The organism is Pseudonocardia sp. ICBG601 (assembly GCF_020496245.1).
Window position 1 is genome coordinate 1 of sequence record NZ_JAHLJA010000089.1, and the last position, 14,630, is coordinate 14,630.

General features: G+C 72.2%; 12 protein-coding genes and 3 pseudogenes. 6 read left to right on the forward strand and 9 right to left on the reverse strand.

The genetic code is table 11. The features are described from left to right. The 3 genes from KPL57_RS24000 to KPL57_RS24010 form a co-directional block, all read right to left on the reverse strand. Positions 1–174, reverse strand: a 174-nt coding sequence (locus KPL57_RS24000) for an antitoxin (protein ID WP_308252984.1), incomplete at its 3' end; no start/stop codon positions are given. A 10-nt stretch (positions 175–184) separates the two neighbouring features. Further along, on the reverse strand, positions 185–1,456 hold the full coding sequence (locus KPL57_RS24005) for an alpha-hydroxy acid oxidase (RefSeq protein WP_226353265.1): 1,272 nt from the start codon (positions 1,454–1,456) through the stop codon (positions 185–187). Positions 1,457–1,478: 22 nt separating this feature from the next. Next, complete coding sequence (locus tag KPL57_RS24010; RefSeq protein WP_075310372.1) at positions 1,479–2,273, reverse strand: RNA methyltransferase; 795 nt, start codon at positions 2,271–2,273, stop codon at positions 1,479–1,481. Here KPL57_RS24010 and KPL57_RS24015 point away from each other — a divergent pair. Next, positions 2,272–3,708, forward strand: coding sequence for a wax ester/triacylglycerol synthase family O-acyltransferase (locus KPL57_RS24015; RefSeq protein WP_226353266.1), 1,437 nt, complete (start codon positions 2,272–2,274; stop codon positions 3,706–3,708). The genes KPL57_RS24010 and KPL57_RS24015 overlap by 2 nt on opposite strands. A 22-nt stretch (positions 3,709–3,730) precedes the next feature. Continuing rightward, positions 3,731–4,237 carry a hypothetical protein gene (locus KPL57_RS24020; RefSeq protein WP_043276975.1) on the forward strand — a complete coding sequence of 169 codons (507 nt, stop codon included), beginning with the start codon at positions 3,731–3,733 and terminating at the stop codon, positions 4,235–4,237. 4 nt (positions 4,238–4,241) lie between these two features. Here the strand turns inward: KPL57_RS24020 and KPL57_RS24025 are convergent, their stop codons facing one another. The 4 genes from KPL57_RS24025 to KPL57_RS24040 all read right to left on the reverse strand — a co-directional run bounded on the left by KPL57_RS24025 (position 4,242) and on the right by KPL57_RS24040 (position 7,954). After that, a complete protein-coding gene (locus tag KPL57_RS24025) occupies positions 4,242–5,231 on the reverse strand; it encodes a LacI family DNA-binding transcriptional regulator (protein ID WP_226353267.1) in 990 nt (329 codons plus the stop codon). Between the two features lie 206 nt (positions 5,232–5,437). Then, a complete protein-coding gene (locus KPL57_RS24030; protein ID WP_226351139.1) occupies positions 5,438–6,235 on the reverse strand; it encodes a transposase family protein in 798 nt (265 codons plus the stop codon). A gap of 61 nt (positions 6,236–6,296) precedes the next feature. Further along, the gene (locus tag KPL57_RS24035; RefSeq protein WP_226353268.1) at positions 6,297–7,589 is read right to left on the reverse strand and encodes an MFS transporter; all 1,293 of its coding nucleotides are present in this window, start codon (positions 7,587–7,589) and stop codon (positions 6,297–6,299) included. A gap of 38 nt (positions 7,590–7,627) precedes the next feature. Next, the gene (locus tag KPL57_RS24040; RefSeq protein ID WP_308187854.1) at positions 7,628–7,954 is read right to left on the reverse strand and encodes an L-rhamnose mutarotase; all 327 of its coding nucleotides are present in this window, start codon (positions 7,952–7,954) and stop codon (positions 7,628–7,630) included. 237 nt (positions 7,955–8,191) lie between these two features. Here KPL57_RS24040 and rhaI point away from each other — a divergent pair, with 237 nt between their 5' ends. After that, on the forward strand, positions 8,192–9,355 hold the full coding sequence (gene rhaI, locus KPL57_RS24045; RefSeq protein ID WP_226353269.1) for an L-rhamnose isomerase: 1,164 nt from the start codon (positions 8,192–8,194) through the stop codon (positions 9,353–9,355). A gap of 35 nt (positions 9,356–9,390) precedes the next feature. Beyond that, positions 9,391–10,995 (forward strand): annotated as a pseudogene (rhaD, locus tag KPL57_RS24050) (bifunctional rhamnulose-1-phosphate aldolase/short-chain dehydrogenase); the annotation flags it as partial. Between the two features lie 13 nt (positions 10,996–11,008). Here the strand turns inward: rhaD and KPL57_RS24055 are convergent. Further along, positions 11,009–11,772, reverse strand: a pseudogene (locus tag KPL57_RS24055) (transposase family protein). 113 nt (positions 11,773–11,885) lie between these two features. On the opposite strand from KPL57_RS24055, the pseudogene KPL57_RS24060 reads away from it, so the two are divergent. Together KPL57_RS24060 and KPL57_RS24065 are read left to right on the forward strand one after the other, a co-directional pair. Beyond that, positions 11,886–12,335 (forward strand): annotated as a pseudogene (locus KPL57_RS24060) (SDR family oxidoreductase); the annotation flags it as partial. Further along, positions 12,332–13,810 carry a rhamnulokinase family protein gene (locus KPL57_RS24065; protein ID WP_226353270.1) on the forward strand — a complete coding sequence of 493 codons (1,479 nt, stop codon included), beginning with the start codon at positions 12,332–12,334 and terminating at the stop codon, positions 13,808–13,810. The pseudogene KPL57_RS24060 and the gene KPL57_RS24065, both read left to right, overlap by 4 nt. Positions 13,811–13,818: 8 nt before the next feature. On the opposite strand, the gene KPL57_RS24070 is transcribed toward KPL57_RS24065, so the two are convergent. Next, positions 13,819–14,625 carry a crotonase/enoyl-CoA hydratase family protein gene (locus tag KPL57_RS24070; protein WP_226353271.1) on the reverse strand — a complete coding sequence of 269 codons (807 nt, stop codon included), beginning with the start codon at positions 14,623–14,625 and terminating at the stop codon, positions 13,819–13,821. Positions 14,626–14,630: the final 5 nt, after the last annotated feature.

Sequence of the window (14,630 nt, forward strand, 5' to 3'; positions counted from 1 at the left end):
TGTCGCCGGTGCCGGTCTTCTCCCGGCGAACTTCGTCGCCGCGTCGATCTGGCCGTCGTGACCGGCGTACTTCTGCTTCGCCGCGTCACCGGCCTTGTTCAGCGCCTGGTCGACCTTGTCGTCGTGCTGGCCGAGCAGTTCCTTGGCCTTGTCCAGGAAACCCATGCGCCCCATGCTGGCCCGGTCAGCGCCGGGGCGCAGCGCCGGGACGTCGCTCGTTCGGGTGATGGTGGCCGCTGGTCGACGAGCGGAGCCGTGCGTGCTCCGGGCGGAGGTCGTCGACCCGGGTGACGCCGAGCAGCTGCATCGTGCGCTCCACCTCGGCCCGCAGGATCTCCACGGCGCGCGCCGCCCCGGCCTCGCCCCCGGCCATCAGCCCGTACAGGTAGGCGCGGCCGACCAGCGCCGCGCGGGCGCCGAGCGCGACCGCCGCGACGACGTCGCCGCCGTGGGTGATCCCGGTGTCCACCAGGACCTCCGCGTCGTCGCCCAGCTCCTGCACCACCGGCTCGATCAGCTCGGCGGGCACCGGGGCGCGGTCCAGCTGGCGTCCGCCGTGGTTGGACAGCAGCACGCCGTCGGCGCCCGCGTCGGTGACGCGGCGGGCGTCGGTGACCGACTGGATGCCCTTGACCACAAGCTTCCCGGGCCAGGCGCCGCGCAGCCAGGTGACGTCGTCGAGGGTGAGGGCCGGGTCGAACACCCGGTTGATCACCTCGTACGGGCTGCCGTCGCCCGCGGCGAGCGACTCGAACGTCAGCGGCTCGGTGGTGAGCAGGTCGAACCACCAGCGGGGGTGGCGGGCACCGTCGACGAAGGTCCGCAGCGACAGCGCGGGCGGAATGGACAGGCCGTTGCGCGCGTCGCGGCGCCGGTTGCCGCCGACCGGAGTGTCCACCGTGAGCAGGAGCGTGTCGTAGCCGGCCTCGCGTGCCCGGGAGACGAGCTCGTGGGCGACCGATCGGTCACGCCACAGGTAGAGCTGGAACCAGTGCCGCCCGCCGCGCCCCGCCTCGGCGACGCCCTCGATCGTCGTGGAGCCCATGGTCGAGAGGGCGTAGGGGATCCCGGCCCGGGCGGCGACGGCGGCGACCGCGCGCTCGCCCTCGGTGTGCATCATGCGGGTGAAGCCGGTCGGGGCCAGCGCGAACGGCAGCGACGAGCGCCCGCCGAGGACGTCCCGGCCGGTGTCCACCCGGGAGACGTCGGTGAGCACGGTCGGCGAGAACTCCACCGAGGCCCACACCTCGCGGGCCCGGCGCAGGCTCACCTCGTCCTCGGCGGCCCCGTCGGTGTAGTCGAACACCGCCCGCGGCGCCCGCCGCCGGGCCAGCTCGCGCAGGTCCCCGATGCTCGACGCGCGGGCCAGCCGGGCCGCCGTGCGGTCCAGGGTGAACGGGGCGGGCCGCAGCAGCGGCGCGAGCTCGGACGGGCGGGGAATGCGACGGCGCACCATCGCCCCGACACTAGGTGACCGCTCAGCGTCGGCGCAGCAGCTCGTAGGCGGCGACGGCACCGGCGGAGGCGACGTTGAGCGACTCGACCCCGCCGTACATCGGCAGCGAGAGGATCCCGTCGAGCCGGGAGCGGACGTCCTCGGTCAGGCCGTCGGTCTCGTTGCCCAGCACCAGGGCGACCCGGGGCGGGAGCGACGCCTCCAGCAGCGAGTCGCCGCCGGCGTCGAGGCCGAACACGCCGAACCCGGCCGCGTGCATGAGGTCGACGCCCTCGGCGGCGGTGGCGCAGCGCAGCACGGGCGCGGCGAACGCCACCCCGGCCGAGGCCTTGATCACCAGCGGGTCGATGGCGGGCACCCCGCGGCGGGGCAGGAGCACGCCGTCCAGACCGGCGGCCGTCGCGCTGCGCAGGATCATCCCGACGTTCGACGGGTTGGTGACGGCGTCGAGGACCAGCACCGACGCCGGCCGCCTGGTGCCCAGGTCGGACAGGAAGTGCTCCAGCGGCGACATCCGCGGGGCGACGACGTCGGCCAGCACACCCTGGTCGTGGCGCCCGTTGCCGGCCAGCACCTTCACCCGCTGCGCGGTCGCACGCTGCACCGGCACCCCGCGGTCGCGGGCGGCCGCGGTGATCTCGCGTTCGCCGCCACCGCGCACCGTGTCGGCCAGCACGACCTTGTCGACCTCCAGGTCGGGGTCGGCCAGCGCCTCCAGGACGGGCTTGCGGCCGTAGACCGTGATGAACCGGTCCTTCGGGGAGACCGCACCTGCATCGCTCACGGGGAGAAGCGTCGCACGTAGGATCGCGGCCATGCCGTCCCGGCTCTCCGCACTCGACGCGTCCTTCCTGTACCTGGAGGAGGCGACCACCCCGATGCACGTCGGCGGGGTCGCCGTCTTCGAGCGCGCGGACGACGGGTTCGACTACGACCGCCTGGTCGAGTTGATCGAGCAGCGGATCGCGCTGGTGCCGCGCTACCGGCAGAAGGTGCGCCACGTCCCGGCCAACCTCGCGCGTCCGGTGTGGGTGGACGACCCGGAGTTCGACATCGCCTACCACGTGCGGCGCTCGGCGCTGCCCCGTCCGGGCAGCGAGGACCAGCTGACCGACCTGGTCGGACGGCTGATGTCCCGGCCGCTGGACCACACCCGTCCGCTGTGGGAGATGTACCTCATCGAGGGGCTCGGCCCCGCCGGGGACGGCGACACCGGCCGGGTCGCGATCCTCACCAAGACCCACCAGGCGATGGTCGACGGGATCTCCGCGATCGACATCGGCCAGGTCATCCTCGACGTCTCCGCCGAGCCGCGGGCCACCCCGGACGAGCTGTGGATGCCGCGCCCCGAGCCGACCGACGGGCAGCTGGTGCTCGACGCGATCTCCGAGGCCGTCACCCGCCCCACCGAGATCGTGGACAACGTGCGGGTCGCCGCGGGGGACGCGCTGGCCACCGTCGGCAAGCTCGCCGGGGCCGCGGGCAAGGTCCTGAACATGGCCCGGACCGCGGGTCGTCGCGCGCCGGGGCTGCCACTGAACGCCGAGATCTCCACCCAGCGCCGGTTCGCGCTGGCCCGCACCGACCTGGAGGACTACCGCAAGGTCCGCGCCGCCTACGGCTGCGACGTCAACGACGTGGTGCTCGCCGTGATCGCCGGTGCCCTGCGGACCTGGCTGATGTCACGCGGCGAGCCGGTCGCCGGGTCGTCGTCGGTGCGGGCGCTGGTGCCGTTGTCGGTGCGCGGCGAGGGCGACGTGCCCAGCTCGGCGGCCGGCGGGTCGCTCGGGAACCGGGTGGCCTCGTTCCTGGTGGACCTGCCCGTCGGCGAGCCGAGCCCGCTGGTGCGGCTGCACCAGGTCACCCACCAGATGCGCGAGCACACCGACACCGGCGACGCCGTCGGTGCCGACACCCTGGTCCGGATCGGCGGGTTCGCCCCGCCGACGCTGCACGCCGTCGGTGCCCGCGCCGCGAACGGCATGGCACGGCACTTCTTCAACCTGGTCGTCACCAACGTCCCCGGGCCGCAGTTCCCGCTCTACGCGGCCGGGGCGCGGATGCTGGAGATGTTCCCGGTGGTCCCGCTGGCGAAGGGCCAGGCCGTCTCCATCGGCCTGACCAGCTACGACGGCGGTGTCTACTACGGCCTGAACGGGGACCGGGACGCCATGGGCGACCTGGACGTGCTGGCCGGGATGGTGGACGAGTCGGTCGAGGAGCTCCTCGAGACACTGCGACAGTCGGGGTGAGCCCCGTCAGAGGAGAGCACCGTTGAGGATCTACCTCCCCGCAACCTGGCCGATGCTGGCCCGCGCCGTGAAGACCGGGAACTTCGAGCCGCTCGGCGGCACCGCGTTCGCACTCACCCCGAAGCTGCGCGAGTCCTACACCGCGGGTGACGACGAGGAGCTCGAGTACGCCGCGATGAACGAGGCGGCGCGGGCGTCGCTGCGGCTGCTCGCGGTCGAGTTCGGCCTGGGCGAGAACGACACCCCCGCCCGCCGGGTCGTGGTGTCCGCCGACACCGACGACGTCACCCTGCGCCCAGACCTCGACGACGGCGCGGTCCGGGTGACCGGCCCGGTGCCGCTGTCGAAGATCGCCGCCGTGCACGTCGACCTGCCGGAGGCCGAGCACGCCGTCCGGGAGGCGGCCGGTGCGGTCGACAAGGCCGACCTGGGCGACATGGACGCCGAGTTCCTCGTCGGCGAGGCCGAGGACCACGAGCTCGCCTGGTACGACGGCACCGAGCTGCCGTTCCTGGTCGAGCTGGGCTGAGCCCTCAGCCTGCGGGTGCGGGTCGCGTGGAGGACCGCACCACCAGCTCGGGGGAGAACACGACGCTGCGCTGCTCGCCGCCGAGCAGCAGCTGCGCGGCCTCGACCCCGAGCCGGCGCGCGGGCTGGGCGACGGTGGTGAGCGGGACGCTCGCGGTCTCGGCGAAGGAGATGTCGTCGTAGCCGACGACCGACAGCTCGTCCGGGACGGCGACGCCGCGGCGCACACAGGCGTTGAGCACCCCGATGGCCAGCAGGTCGTTGGCACAGAACACCGCGGTCGGGCGGCTCGCGGTCGGCAGCGCGAGCAGATCGTCCAGGACGCGTGCGCCGGTTCGGATGGTGAGCTCGTCGACGTCGACCACGTGCACCGGCTCGCGGCCGCGGAACGCCGACCGCAACCCGTGCAGCCGGTCGACGACCTGGCGCAACCCCGACGGACCACCGGCGAAGGCGATGCGTTCGTGCCGGGTGTCGCTGAGCAGCTCCCCGACCAGGGCACCACCTCGGACGTCGTCGACGGCGACGGAGGCGAACCCCCACCCCGAGGGCACCCGGTCGACGAACACCACCGGCGGACGGGACCGGCGTGACGCGAGCTGGGCGGCGCCGGCGACCTCGTGCACCGGGGAGAGCAGGATGCCGCCGACCTGCTGCTGCAGGAGCCGGTCGAGGTGGCGGGCCTCCCGCGCGGGGTCACCGGCGCTGTTGCAGACCACCACCTGCGCGTGATGGGCCTCGGCGACCTCCTCCGCGCCCTCGACGATCTCGCCGAAGAACGGGTTGGTGACGTCGAGGACGACGACGGCCACGGTGCGGCTCATCCCGGCGCGCAGCTGCCGGGCCGGCTCGCTGCGCACGAACCCGAGCTCCTCGATGGCCCGCTCGACCCGTGCCCGGCGCTCCGCGCCGACCCGCTCGGGCCGGTTCAGGACGTTGCTGACCGTGCCGAGCGAGACGCCGGCCAGACGCGCGACGTCCTTGATGCTGGCCACGGACCACCCTCCGGCCGACCTGGGGTACCCGCCCACGGTAGCCGTCGCGCACGGTGGCCCTCCGCACCCACCGGGGCGGGCCCGGTTACGCGCCGGGGGATCCGGCGCGGTCCGTGGCCGGTCGGGTGACGGTGTCGGAGAGGACCTCGCCGTAGCGCTCGATCTCGAGCTGGGTCAGCGAGCCTTTCCCAACCTGTTTGTGCTGGTCAGGCGGTGGTGATCATGAGGGTCTGGATCGCTGCGACGAGCTGAGCAGCCTGGGAGGGGCTGGAGCGGATCTTGCGGAGGATCTTCCAGTTCTTCAGCTCGGCGTTGACCCGCTCACCCGGTGCCCGCCGTCGGGCGTGAGCGGCGTTGACGGCCTTCTGATTCGCTGACAGGGGCCGGTACCGGCCGGTGTCGAGATCGCGGCGTCGGCGTCGGTGCGGGACGGTGATCGCGGGACCGCCGCCCTGGTAGGCGGTGTCAGCGACCGCCCGCACCCCGGTGGTGTTGACCGCGTCGATGATCCCGTGGATCCGGGCAGCGCCCATGTCGTGCCGTGCCCCCGGTAGCGGCGGGGAGATCCACACCAGCCGACCCGCGGGGTCGGCGATGACCTGCACATTCAGCCCGTGACACTTGTGCTTCCCGCTATAGAACGCCCTGTCATAGCCCGAGCCCATGCCGACCCGGTCGATACGCAGCAGCGTCCCGTCCAGGATCACGAACGCCTTCCCGGCCGCGACCGTGATGGCCTGCTCCAGGGTCGGGGCGAGCGCGGCGAGCAGCCCGATCGCCTCGGCGACATACCGGGACACCGTGGACTTCCCGACTCTGAATCCGCTGGCCAGGTCGGTGTAGGTCTCGCCCTTACGTAGGTGCGCGAGCACGAGCAGGGCTTGGCGGGCCGGGGTCAGGAGCCGCCACCGGGTCCCGATCCGGCGACGATGTCCGCGCAGCAGCCCGGCCAGGACACGAACCGTGCGAGTGGACATCGACATCCCGGATGGGTAGGACAACACGCGGGGCTCCTCGGTAGGCGGTGGCGCGACAGCTATCCGTCTACCAGGAGCCCCACCCATCTCACGACAAGCCACGCACCTCACACCCCTGACCAGCACAAACAGGTTGGGAAAGGCTCAGCGTCTTCCCGCGGGTGTCGGGGGACCAGACCGCGCCGACCACCAGGGACAGCAGGAGCAGCCCGATCATCAGCAGCCCGACCGCGGGGACACCGCTCGTGGCGAGCATGACCGGGAAGAAGTAGCTCAGGAGACCGATCGACACGCGCGCCGCGAAGAACAGCACGCCCTGGGCACTGGCCCGGTACGGCGTGGCGAAGAGCTCGCTGGTCCACAGGGCGTAGAACGCCTGGGCGCCGATTCCCGCGGACACACCCCAGGAGACCGCGAAGAGGAGCAGCACGGGCAGCGTCGCGTCGGCGAAGACCAGCAGGACCCACGCGAACACCCCCAGCACCGCGCCGATGACGTACAACGTCCGACGGCTCATCCGGTCGGCGTAGCGCTGGAAGCCGAAGTAGGTCGCGAGCAGCGTGCACGTCCAGAGGAGCACCTGGAGCAGGTTCTGCTCGACCTCGCTCTGGACACCGGCGGTCTCGTAGACGCGGGGCATGAAGATGCCCATCTGGCCGGCCACGATCCCCCAGAACCCGTAGATGCCGAACAGGAAGGCGAGGGCCTTGATGTTGGTGCCGCGCGAGAACAGCTCCCGCAGGCCGCGGCGCGGCGCCGGCGTGCCGCCCTCGGAGGCACGGGCGGCCTTCCACAGCGTCGACTCGCTCAGGCCCCGCCGGATCCACCAGACCACGGCCGCCACCAGGAACAGGTGGAAGAAGACCAGGCGCGCCCCGAGCAGCCCGAGCGGGGCGGTGAGCACCACGGCGAGCAGGAACCCCACGACCGGACCGGCTGACCACGCGAGCTGGGCCGCGCCGACGTGCTTGGCGCGCTCGTGCGCGGGTGCCTCCTCGGCGATGTAGGTCCACGACGCCGGGGCACCTGCCCCGACCGCGATGCCGGTGATCAGGAACGCGGCGAGCAGCATCGGGAAGCTGACCGCGAACGTCGCGATCAGGACGCCGACCATGAACACCACGAGGTCGTAGGTGTAGATGAACTTGCGGCCGTAGCGGTCGCAGAGCGGCCCACCGATCGCGGCTCCGATGGCCGCGCCGAAGGCGTTGGCACTGAACGCGGCGAGCAGTCCGACGGCGAAGTCGTCGATGCCGAAGGCGTCCTGCCAGAGGGAGAGGCTGGTGGCGATGGCGATGATCGCACCGGCCTCGATGTAGTTGGACATGGCGACGGCGGCCGTCGCCTTCCATCCGGTGGTGCTCGTGCTTCCGATTCGCATCGTCGCAGCCCTCTCAGGGGTCGGAAGGTGGGTCGGGGTCAGTCGAGGTGGAAGTACTCGGTGAGACGGTCCAGCCCCTGGTCGGGGCGGGTGCCGTCGCCGGTGGAGACGAGGGGGGCCATCGCGGCCTGCCAGCGCGCGTTGACCGGCTCGCCGTCCATGCCGGCCAGTGCGGCCGCGAAGTCGTCGCAGACGACGACGCCGACGACGAGTGCGGCCTCGGGCTTCACGAACAGCGAGTAGTCCCGCCAGCCGTGCCGGCGCAGGGCGTCGAGCATCTCCGGCCACACCTCGCGGTGTGCGGTCAGGTACTCGTCGACCCGCTCGGGCCGCAGGTGCATCAGGAAGCACACGCGCTCGGCCACCGGAATCCCCCTCGATCCGCCGCAACAATGAACCGTTTCATTCCTGCGGTCGGCGCAGTGTGACACAGCGCACCGACGGCAAGCAAGGGCCTACGAGCACGACGTTTCGTGGTCGATGCGAGACTCGGGTTGACCGGATCCTCGCCGCAACCGTACGGTGTCGCTCTGACATTGATTCGTTTCAATTCGCGGCCACCATGAGGTGGTCTCGTGTCGAACACACCGGGGTGATCACCGATGACGCCGTCCGAGACGGTCCTGTCCGCGTTGTCCGCGCAGACGATCGAGCTGCCGAGCTGGGCGTTCGGGAACTCGGGCACCCGGTTCAAGGTGTTCGGGCAGCCGGGCACCGCGCGGAACCCGTTCGAGAAGGTGTCCGACGCCGCGACGGTGCACCGCTTCACCGGGCTGGCCCCGCGGGTCTCGCTGCACATCCCGTGGGACCGGGTCGAGGACTACGCCGCGCTGTCCGCGCACGCCGCCGACTCCGGTGTGCGCATCGGCGCGGTCAACTCCAACCTCTTCCAGGACGACGACTACCGCCTGGGCTCGCTGACCCACCCGGACCCGCTGGTCCGCAAGAAGGCGATCGCCCACCACGCCGAGTGCGTCGAGGTCATGCGCGCCACCGGGTCGACCGACCTGAAGCTGTGGCTGCCCGACGGCACCAACTACGCGGGCCAGGACGACATCCGCGCCCGCCAGGACCGCCTCGCCGAGTCGCTGTCGGAGATCTACGCGCTGCTCGACCCGGACATGCGGCTGCTGCTGGAGTACAAGTTCTTCGAGCCGTACTTCTACACGACCGACGTGCCGGACTGGGGCACCTCGCTGCTGCACTGCCTGGCGCTGGGGGACCGCGCCCAGGTCGTGCTCGACACCGGCCACCACGCGCCGAACACCAACATCGAGTTCATCGTCGTGCAGCTGCTGCGCGCCGGGCGGCTGGGCGCGTTCGACTTCAACTCCCGCAACTACGCCGACGACGACCTGATCGTCGGCGCCGCGGACCCGTTCCAGCTGTTCCGGATCATGAACGAGATCGTCGGCAACGACGCCCTGAGCGGTCAGGGCGTGAACTTCATGCTCGACCAGTGCCACAACATCGAGCCCAAGATCCAGGGCCAGATCCGCTCGGTGCTCAACGTGCAGGAGGCCACCGCGAGGGCGCTGCTCGTCGACCGCACCGCGCTGCGCGAGGCCCAGGCCGCCGGTGACGTCCTCGGCGCCCACCAGGTGCTCGTCGACGCGTTCACCGCCGACGTCCGCCCGCTGCTCGCCGGGTTCCGCGAGGCCCGCGGCCTACCCGTCGACCCGTTCGTGGCCTACCGCGCCTCCGGTCACGACCAGCACCTCGCCGCGACCCGCGTCGGTGGCGAGCAGGCGTCCTGGGGCGCCTGATGACCGCCGCCGACCCGACCCCGAACGAGGAGACCATGACCACGCACCCCGTCGTCGCCGACCTGATCGCCCGCTCGAACAGCCTCGGGGCCGACCCGGGCACCACGAACTACGCCGGCGGCAACACCTCCGCCAAGGGCACCGCCACCGACCCGGTCACCGGCGGCGACGTCGAGCTCCTCTGGGTCAAGGGCTCCGGTGGCGACCTCGGCACGCTCACCGAGGCCGGCCTGGCGGCGTTGCGGCTGGACCGGCTGCGCTCGCTGGTGGAGGTCTACCCGGGCGTCGAGCGCGAGGACGAGATGGTCGCCGCGTTCGACTACTGCCTGCACGGGCGGGGCGGGGCGGCGCCGTCGATCGACACCGCGATGCACGGTCTGGTCACCGCACCGCACGTCGACCACCTGCACCCCGATGCCGGCATCGCGATCGCCTGCGCCGCCGACGGCGAGGCACTGACCAAGGAGATCTTCGGCGACCGCGTGCTGTGGGTGCCGTGGCGCCGCCCCGGGTTCCAGCTCGGGCTCGACATCGCCGCCGTCGCCGAGGCGAACCCGCAGGCGATCGGGGTGATCCTCGGCGGGCACGGCATCACCGCCTGGGGTGAGGACGCCGCGTCCTGCGAGGCGCACTCCCGGGAGATCATCCGCACCGCGCAGGAGTACCTGGACTCCCGCGGGGTCGCGGAGCCGTTCGGCGCCGTCCGTCCCGGCCACGAGCCGCTGCCGCCGGAGCAGCGGCGCGCCCGGGCCGCCGCACTCGCCCCGGTGGTCCGTGGGCTGGCCTCCACCGACCGGCCCCAGGTCGGACACTTCACCGACTCCGAGGTCGTGCTGGACTTCCTGTCCCGGGAGAAGCTCGCGCCGTTGGCCGGGCTGGGCACCTCCTGCCCGGACCACTTCCTGCGCACCAAGGTGACGCCGCTGGTGCTCGACCTGCCGCCGTCGGCGACGGTCGAGGAGTGCGCGGCGCGGCTGCGCGAGCTGCACGCGGTCTACCGCGAGGACTACCGCGCCTACTACGACCGGCACGCCGACGCCGACTCGCCCGCGATCCGCGGCGCAGACCCGGCGATCGTGCTGGTCCCGGGCGTCGGGATGTTCTCCTTCGGCGCGAACAAGCAGACCGCACGGGTCGCCGGCGAGTTCTACGTCAACGCGATCAACGTGATGCGCGGTGCCGAGGCCGTCTCCCGCTACGCCCCGATCGACGAGTCCGAGAAGTTCCGCATCGAGTACTGGGCCCTGGAGGAGGCCAAGCTCGCCCGGATGCCCAGGCCGAAGCCGCTGGCGACCCGGGTCGCGCTGGTCACCGGCGCGGCGTCCGGGATCGGGAAGGCCGTCGCCGCGCGGCTGGCCGCCGAGGGTGCCTGCGTCGTCGTCGCGGATCTCGACCTGCAGAAGGCCACCGACGCCGCCGCGGAGCTCGGCGGCACCGACGTCGCGATCGGGGTGGCCGCCGACGTGTCCTCCGCCGACGGCGTCGCCGCCGCGTTCGCCGAGGCTGCGCTGGCCTTCGGCGGCGTCGACCTCGTCGTCAACAACGCCGGGCTGTCGATCTCCAAGCCGCTGCTGGAGACCACGGAGGCCGACTGGGACCTCCAGCACGACGTGATGGCCAAGGGTTCCTTCCTGGAGGCTTATTCAGGCTCCGTCAGGTAAGTGCGTAGAAGATGAGTCCGATGACTGCCGAGATCGTCGTTTTAAATGTGGCGTAGGGTCGGCGGTAGTCTGTGTGGAGAACTTTCCACGTTTTGATATGGGCGATGACTCGCTCGATGGTGGCGCGTGTGCGGTTGAGGCTCTTGTTGAATGTTTTCTGCCAGTCGAGAAGTTCCCGGCCGGGTTGTTTTTGAACGGGGTGAGCATGCCGCGCCCGATGTAGCCTTTATCGCCGATCGGTGGGTATGTGGCGAGGTGGTCGAGGGCGCCGGATTGGTCGAGGCAATGTAGGTCGTGTCGGGAGCCTGGGGTCGGGTCGGAGATCCACGACAGCTGCCCTTCCAGGGTGGCTGCGACCTGGACGACGACGCCGGTGGTGCGATGCTTGCCCGACCACAGACCTGGTACGGCGGTCCATGACCAGCAGGGCAGTAGGGTTCCGTCGATGATGTACTGCCGATCGGCACGAAGCTCCTCCGCCGTCGGAACGACACTCCGCAGTGCCTGCGCCAGCAACGGTGTCACCCCCGCGATCGCTCGACTGACCGTCGACTGCGACACCCCGTAGGTTTCCGCCAACTCCCACTGCACACGATTCCCGCGCAGATACGCCAACGTGATCACCACCGACCAGAACAATCCCAGAATCGGCGGCCAAGGCCGTCGCAGGCCAGTCGCGTTCCGCTGATCCTGCTCATGCACCAGAGCGGCAAGATCCTGAATCTCATCACGCCGAAAGCCAGTGGTATAGTACATACTGCGACAACCCGTTCATCTTGGATTGATTCGGCAAATTAATCTTCGCGATGGACGGGCTGTCGCCCAACCCGACACGCCGGGCTAGATCGTTATTTCACGGGCCCTGAATAAGCCTCCTGGTCTCCCGCGAAGCCGCCCGGATCATGATCGACCAGGGGATGGGTGGCGACATCGTCTACATCTCCTCGAAGAACGCCGTGTTCGCCGGGCCGAACAACGTCGCCTACGGCGCCACCAAGGCCGACCAGGCCCACCAGGTCCGCCTGCTGGCCGCCGAGCTCGGTGGGTACGGAATCCGGGTGAACGGCATCAACCCCGACGGTGTGGTCCGCGGGTCCGGGATCTTCGCCGGCGGCTGGGGTGCGCAGCGTGCGGCCGTCTACGGCGTCGAGGAGTCGGAGCTGGGCGAGTTCTACGCGCAGCGCACGATCCTCAAGCGCGAGGTGCTCCCGTCGCACGTCGCCGCTGCGGTGTTCGCGCTGACCGGCGGCGATCTCACGCGCACCACCGGGCTGCACGTGCCGGTGGACTCGGGCGTCGCGGCGGCGTTCCTGCGATGAGGACCGGCACCGTCGCCGCGGTCGACCTCGGTGCCTCCAGCGGGCGGGTCATGACCGTCCGGATGGGGCCGGGGACTCTCGACCTCACCGAGGCGCACCGGTTCGCGAACCGGCCGGTGCGGGTGCGCGGCATCCTGCACTGGGACGTGCTCGACCTGTACCGCGGTGTCCTCGACGGCCTGCGGGCCGCGGGCCGCGCCGCCGGGCGGCTCGACGGCGTCGGCGTCGACGGCTGGGCCGTCGACGTCGGCCTGCTCGACGACGACGGCACGCTGCTCGGCAACCCGGTGCACTACCGCGACCCGTCGCACCGGGCCGGGGTGGACGCGGTGCACGCCGTCGTCGGCCCGGAGGAGCTGTACGCGGTCAACGGGCTGCAGCACCTGCCGTTCAACACGGTGTTCCAGCTCGCCGCCCGCCAGGGCGGCGCCGCCCTGGCCGTCGCGCAGCGGATGCTGCTCGTGCCCGACCTGCTGGGGTACTGGCTGACCGGCGCGGTCGGGGCGGAGGTCACCAACGCCTCCACCACCGGCCTGCTCGACGCGCGGACCCGCCGGTGGTCCACCGACCTGGCGGTGCGGCTCGGGCTGGACCCGGGGCTGCTCGTGCCGCTGGTGGAGCCCGGTGACCGGATCGGAGAGCTGCTGCCGGAGGTGCTGGCCACGACCGGGCTGTCCGGCCCGGTCCCGCTCACCGCAGTGGGGTCGCACGACACGGCGTCGGCGGTGCTCGGGGTCCCCGCGGCCGGCGACGACTTCGCCTACGTCTCCTGCGGCACCTGGTCCCTGGTCGGGGTGGAGCTGGAGAAGCCGGTGCTCACCGAGGACGCCCGCACGTCCGGGTTCACCAACGAGCTGGGTGTCGACTCCACCGTGCGCTTCCTGCGCAACGTGATGGGGCTGTGGCTGCTGCAGGAGTCGCTGCGCACCTGGACCGACGCCGACGGCGGCGCCGCGCCCGACCTCGACGCGTTGCTGGCGGAGGCGGGCCGCAGGCCCGCGTTCGGCTCCGTCGTCGACGCCGGGGACCCGCGGTTCCTCGAGCCCGGCGACATGCCCGCCCGGATCGCCGAGGCGTGCCGCGAACGCGGGGAGCCGGTGCCCGCCGACCGGGCCGCGGTGGTGCGGTGCGTCCTCGACAGCCTCGCGCTGGCCTACCGGTCCGCCGTGGACCGGGCCGCGGAGCTGTCCGGGCGGTCCGCTCCGGTGGTGCATCTGGTCGGCGGGGGTGCGCGCAACAAGCTGCTGTGCGACCTCGCCGCCGACGCCTGCGACCGCCCGGTCGTCGCCGGGCCGGTGGAGGCCGCCGCGCTCGGCAACGCGCTCGTGCAGGCCCGCACCGCCGGGCTCATCAGCGGTGACCTCGGCGCGCTGCGGGCCCTGGTACGTGACACCCAGCCGGTCCGGACCCACCGGCCCGACCCGGTGCGAGCACGGGCCGCCGAGCGCGCGCGGGAGCGTCTCGACCGACGCTGACCCCGTCCTCAGGAGGGGTCGTCGAACACCGGGTCGCGGCCCTCCAGCCGCGCGGCGACGGCCTCGCGCTGGTTCGGGCTCGCGATCAGCGCACCGATCTCGGCCTGCTCGGCGGCGAGCTGCTCGGCGGGCGGACGGGGCGTCGCGAGCAGCCGCTTCGCCGCGCGGACCGCGTACGGGTTGCGGGCGGCGATCTCCCGTGCGGTCGCCAGCGCGGCGGCCCGCGGGTCCTCGGCGGTGCGGGTCGCGAGCCCCAGCGCGACGGCCTCGGTGCCGGACACCGTGCGCCCGGTGAAGGTCAGGTCGCGGGCGACGTCGCGCCCGACCAGCTGCGGCAGCAGCAGCGTGCCGCCCATGTCGGGCACCAGGCCCCAGACGATCTCCAGCACCGACAGCGTCGCGGTGGGGGCGACGACCCGCAGGTCCGCGCCGAGCGCGATCTGCAGTCCGCCGCCCAGCGCGTGCCCCTGCACGGCGGCGATCACCGGCACGTCCAGTTCGGTCCAGGCGTACGCGGCGCGCTGCCCGGTCGCGCGGGCCGGGGAGCCGTCGCGCGGCGGGGGCAGCTCGGCGGTGGCCGAGAGCCGTTCGCCGGCGCGCATCGCGCGGAACATGTCGCGGTCCAGGCCCGCGCAGAAGTCCGGCCCCTGCGCCGACAGCACCACGACGCGGACGTCCGCGCGGTCGCGCAGCGCGTCCGCGGCGTGCACGATCGCGGTGAACTGGGCGACGTCGAGGGCGTTGCGGCGCTCCGGCCGGGTGAACCGCACCTCGGCGACGCCGTCGTCCACGGTGGTCCGGACCCGCTCGCTCATGCATC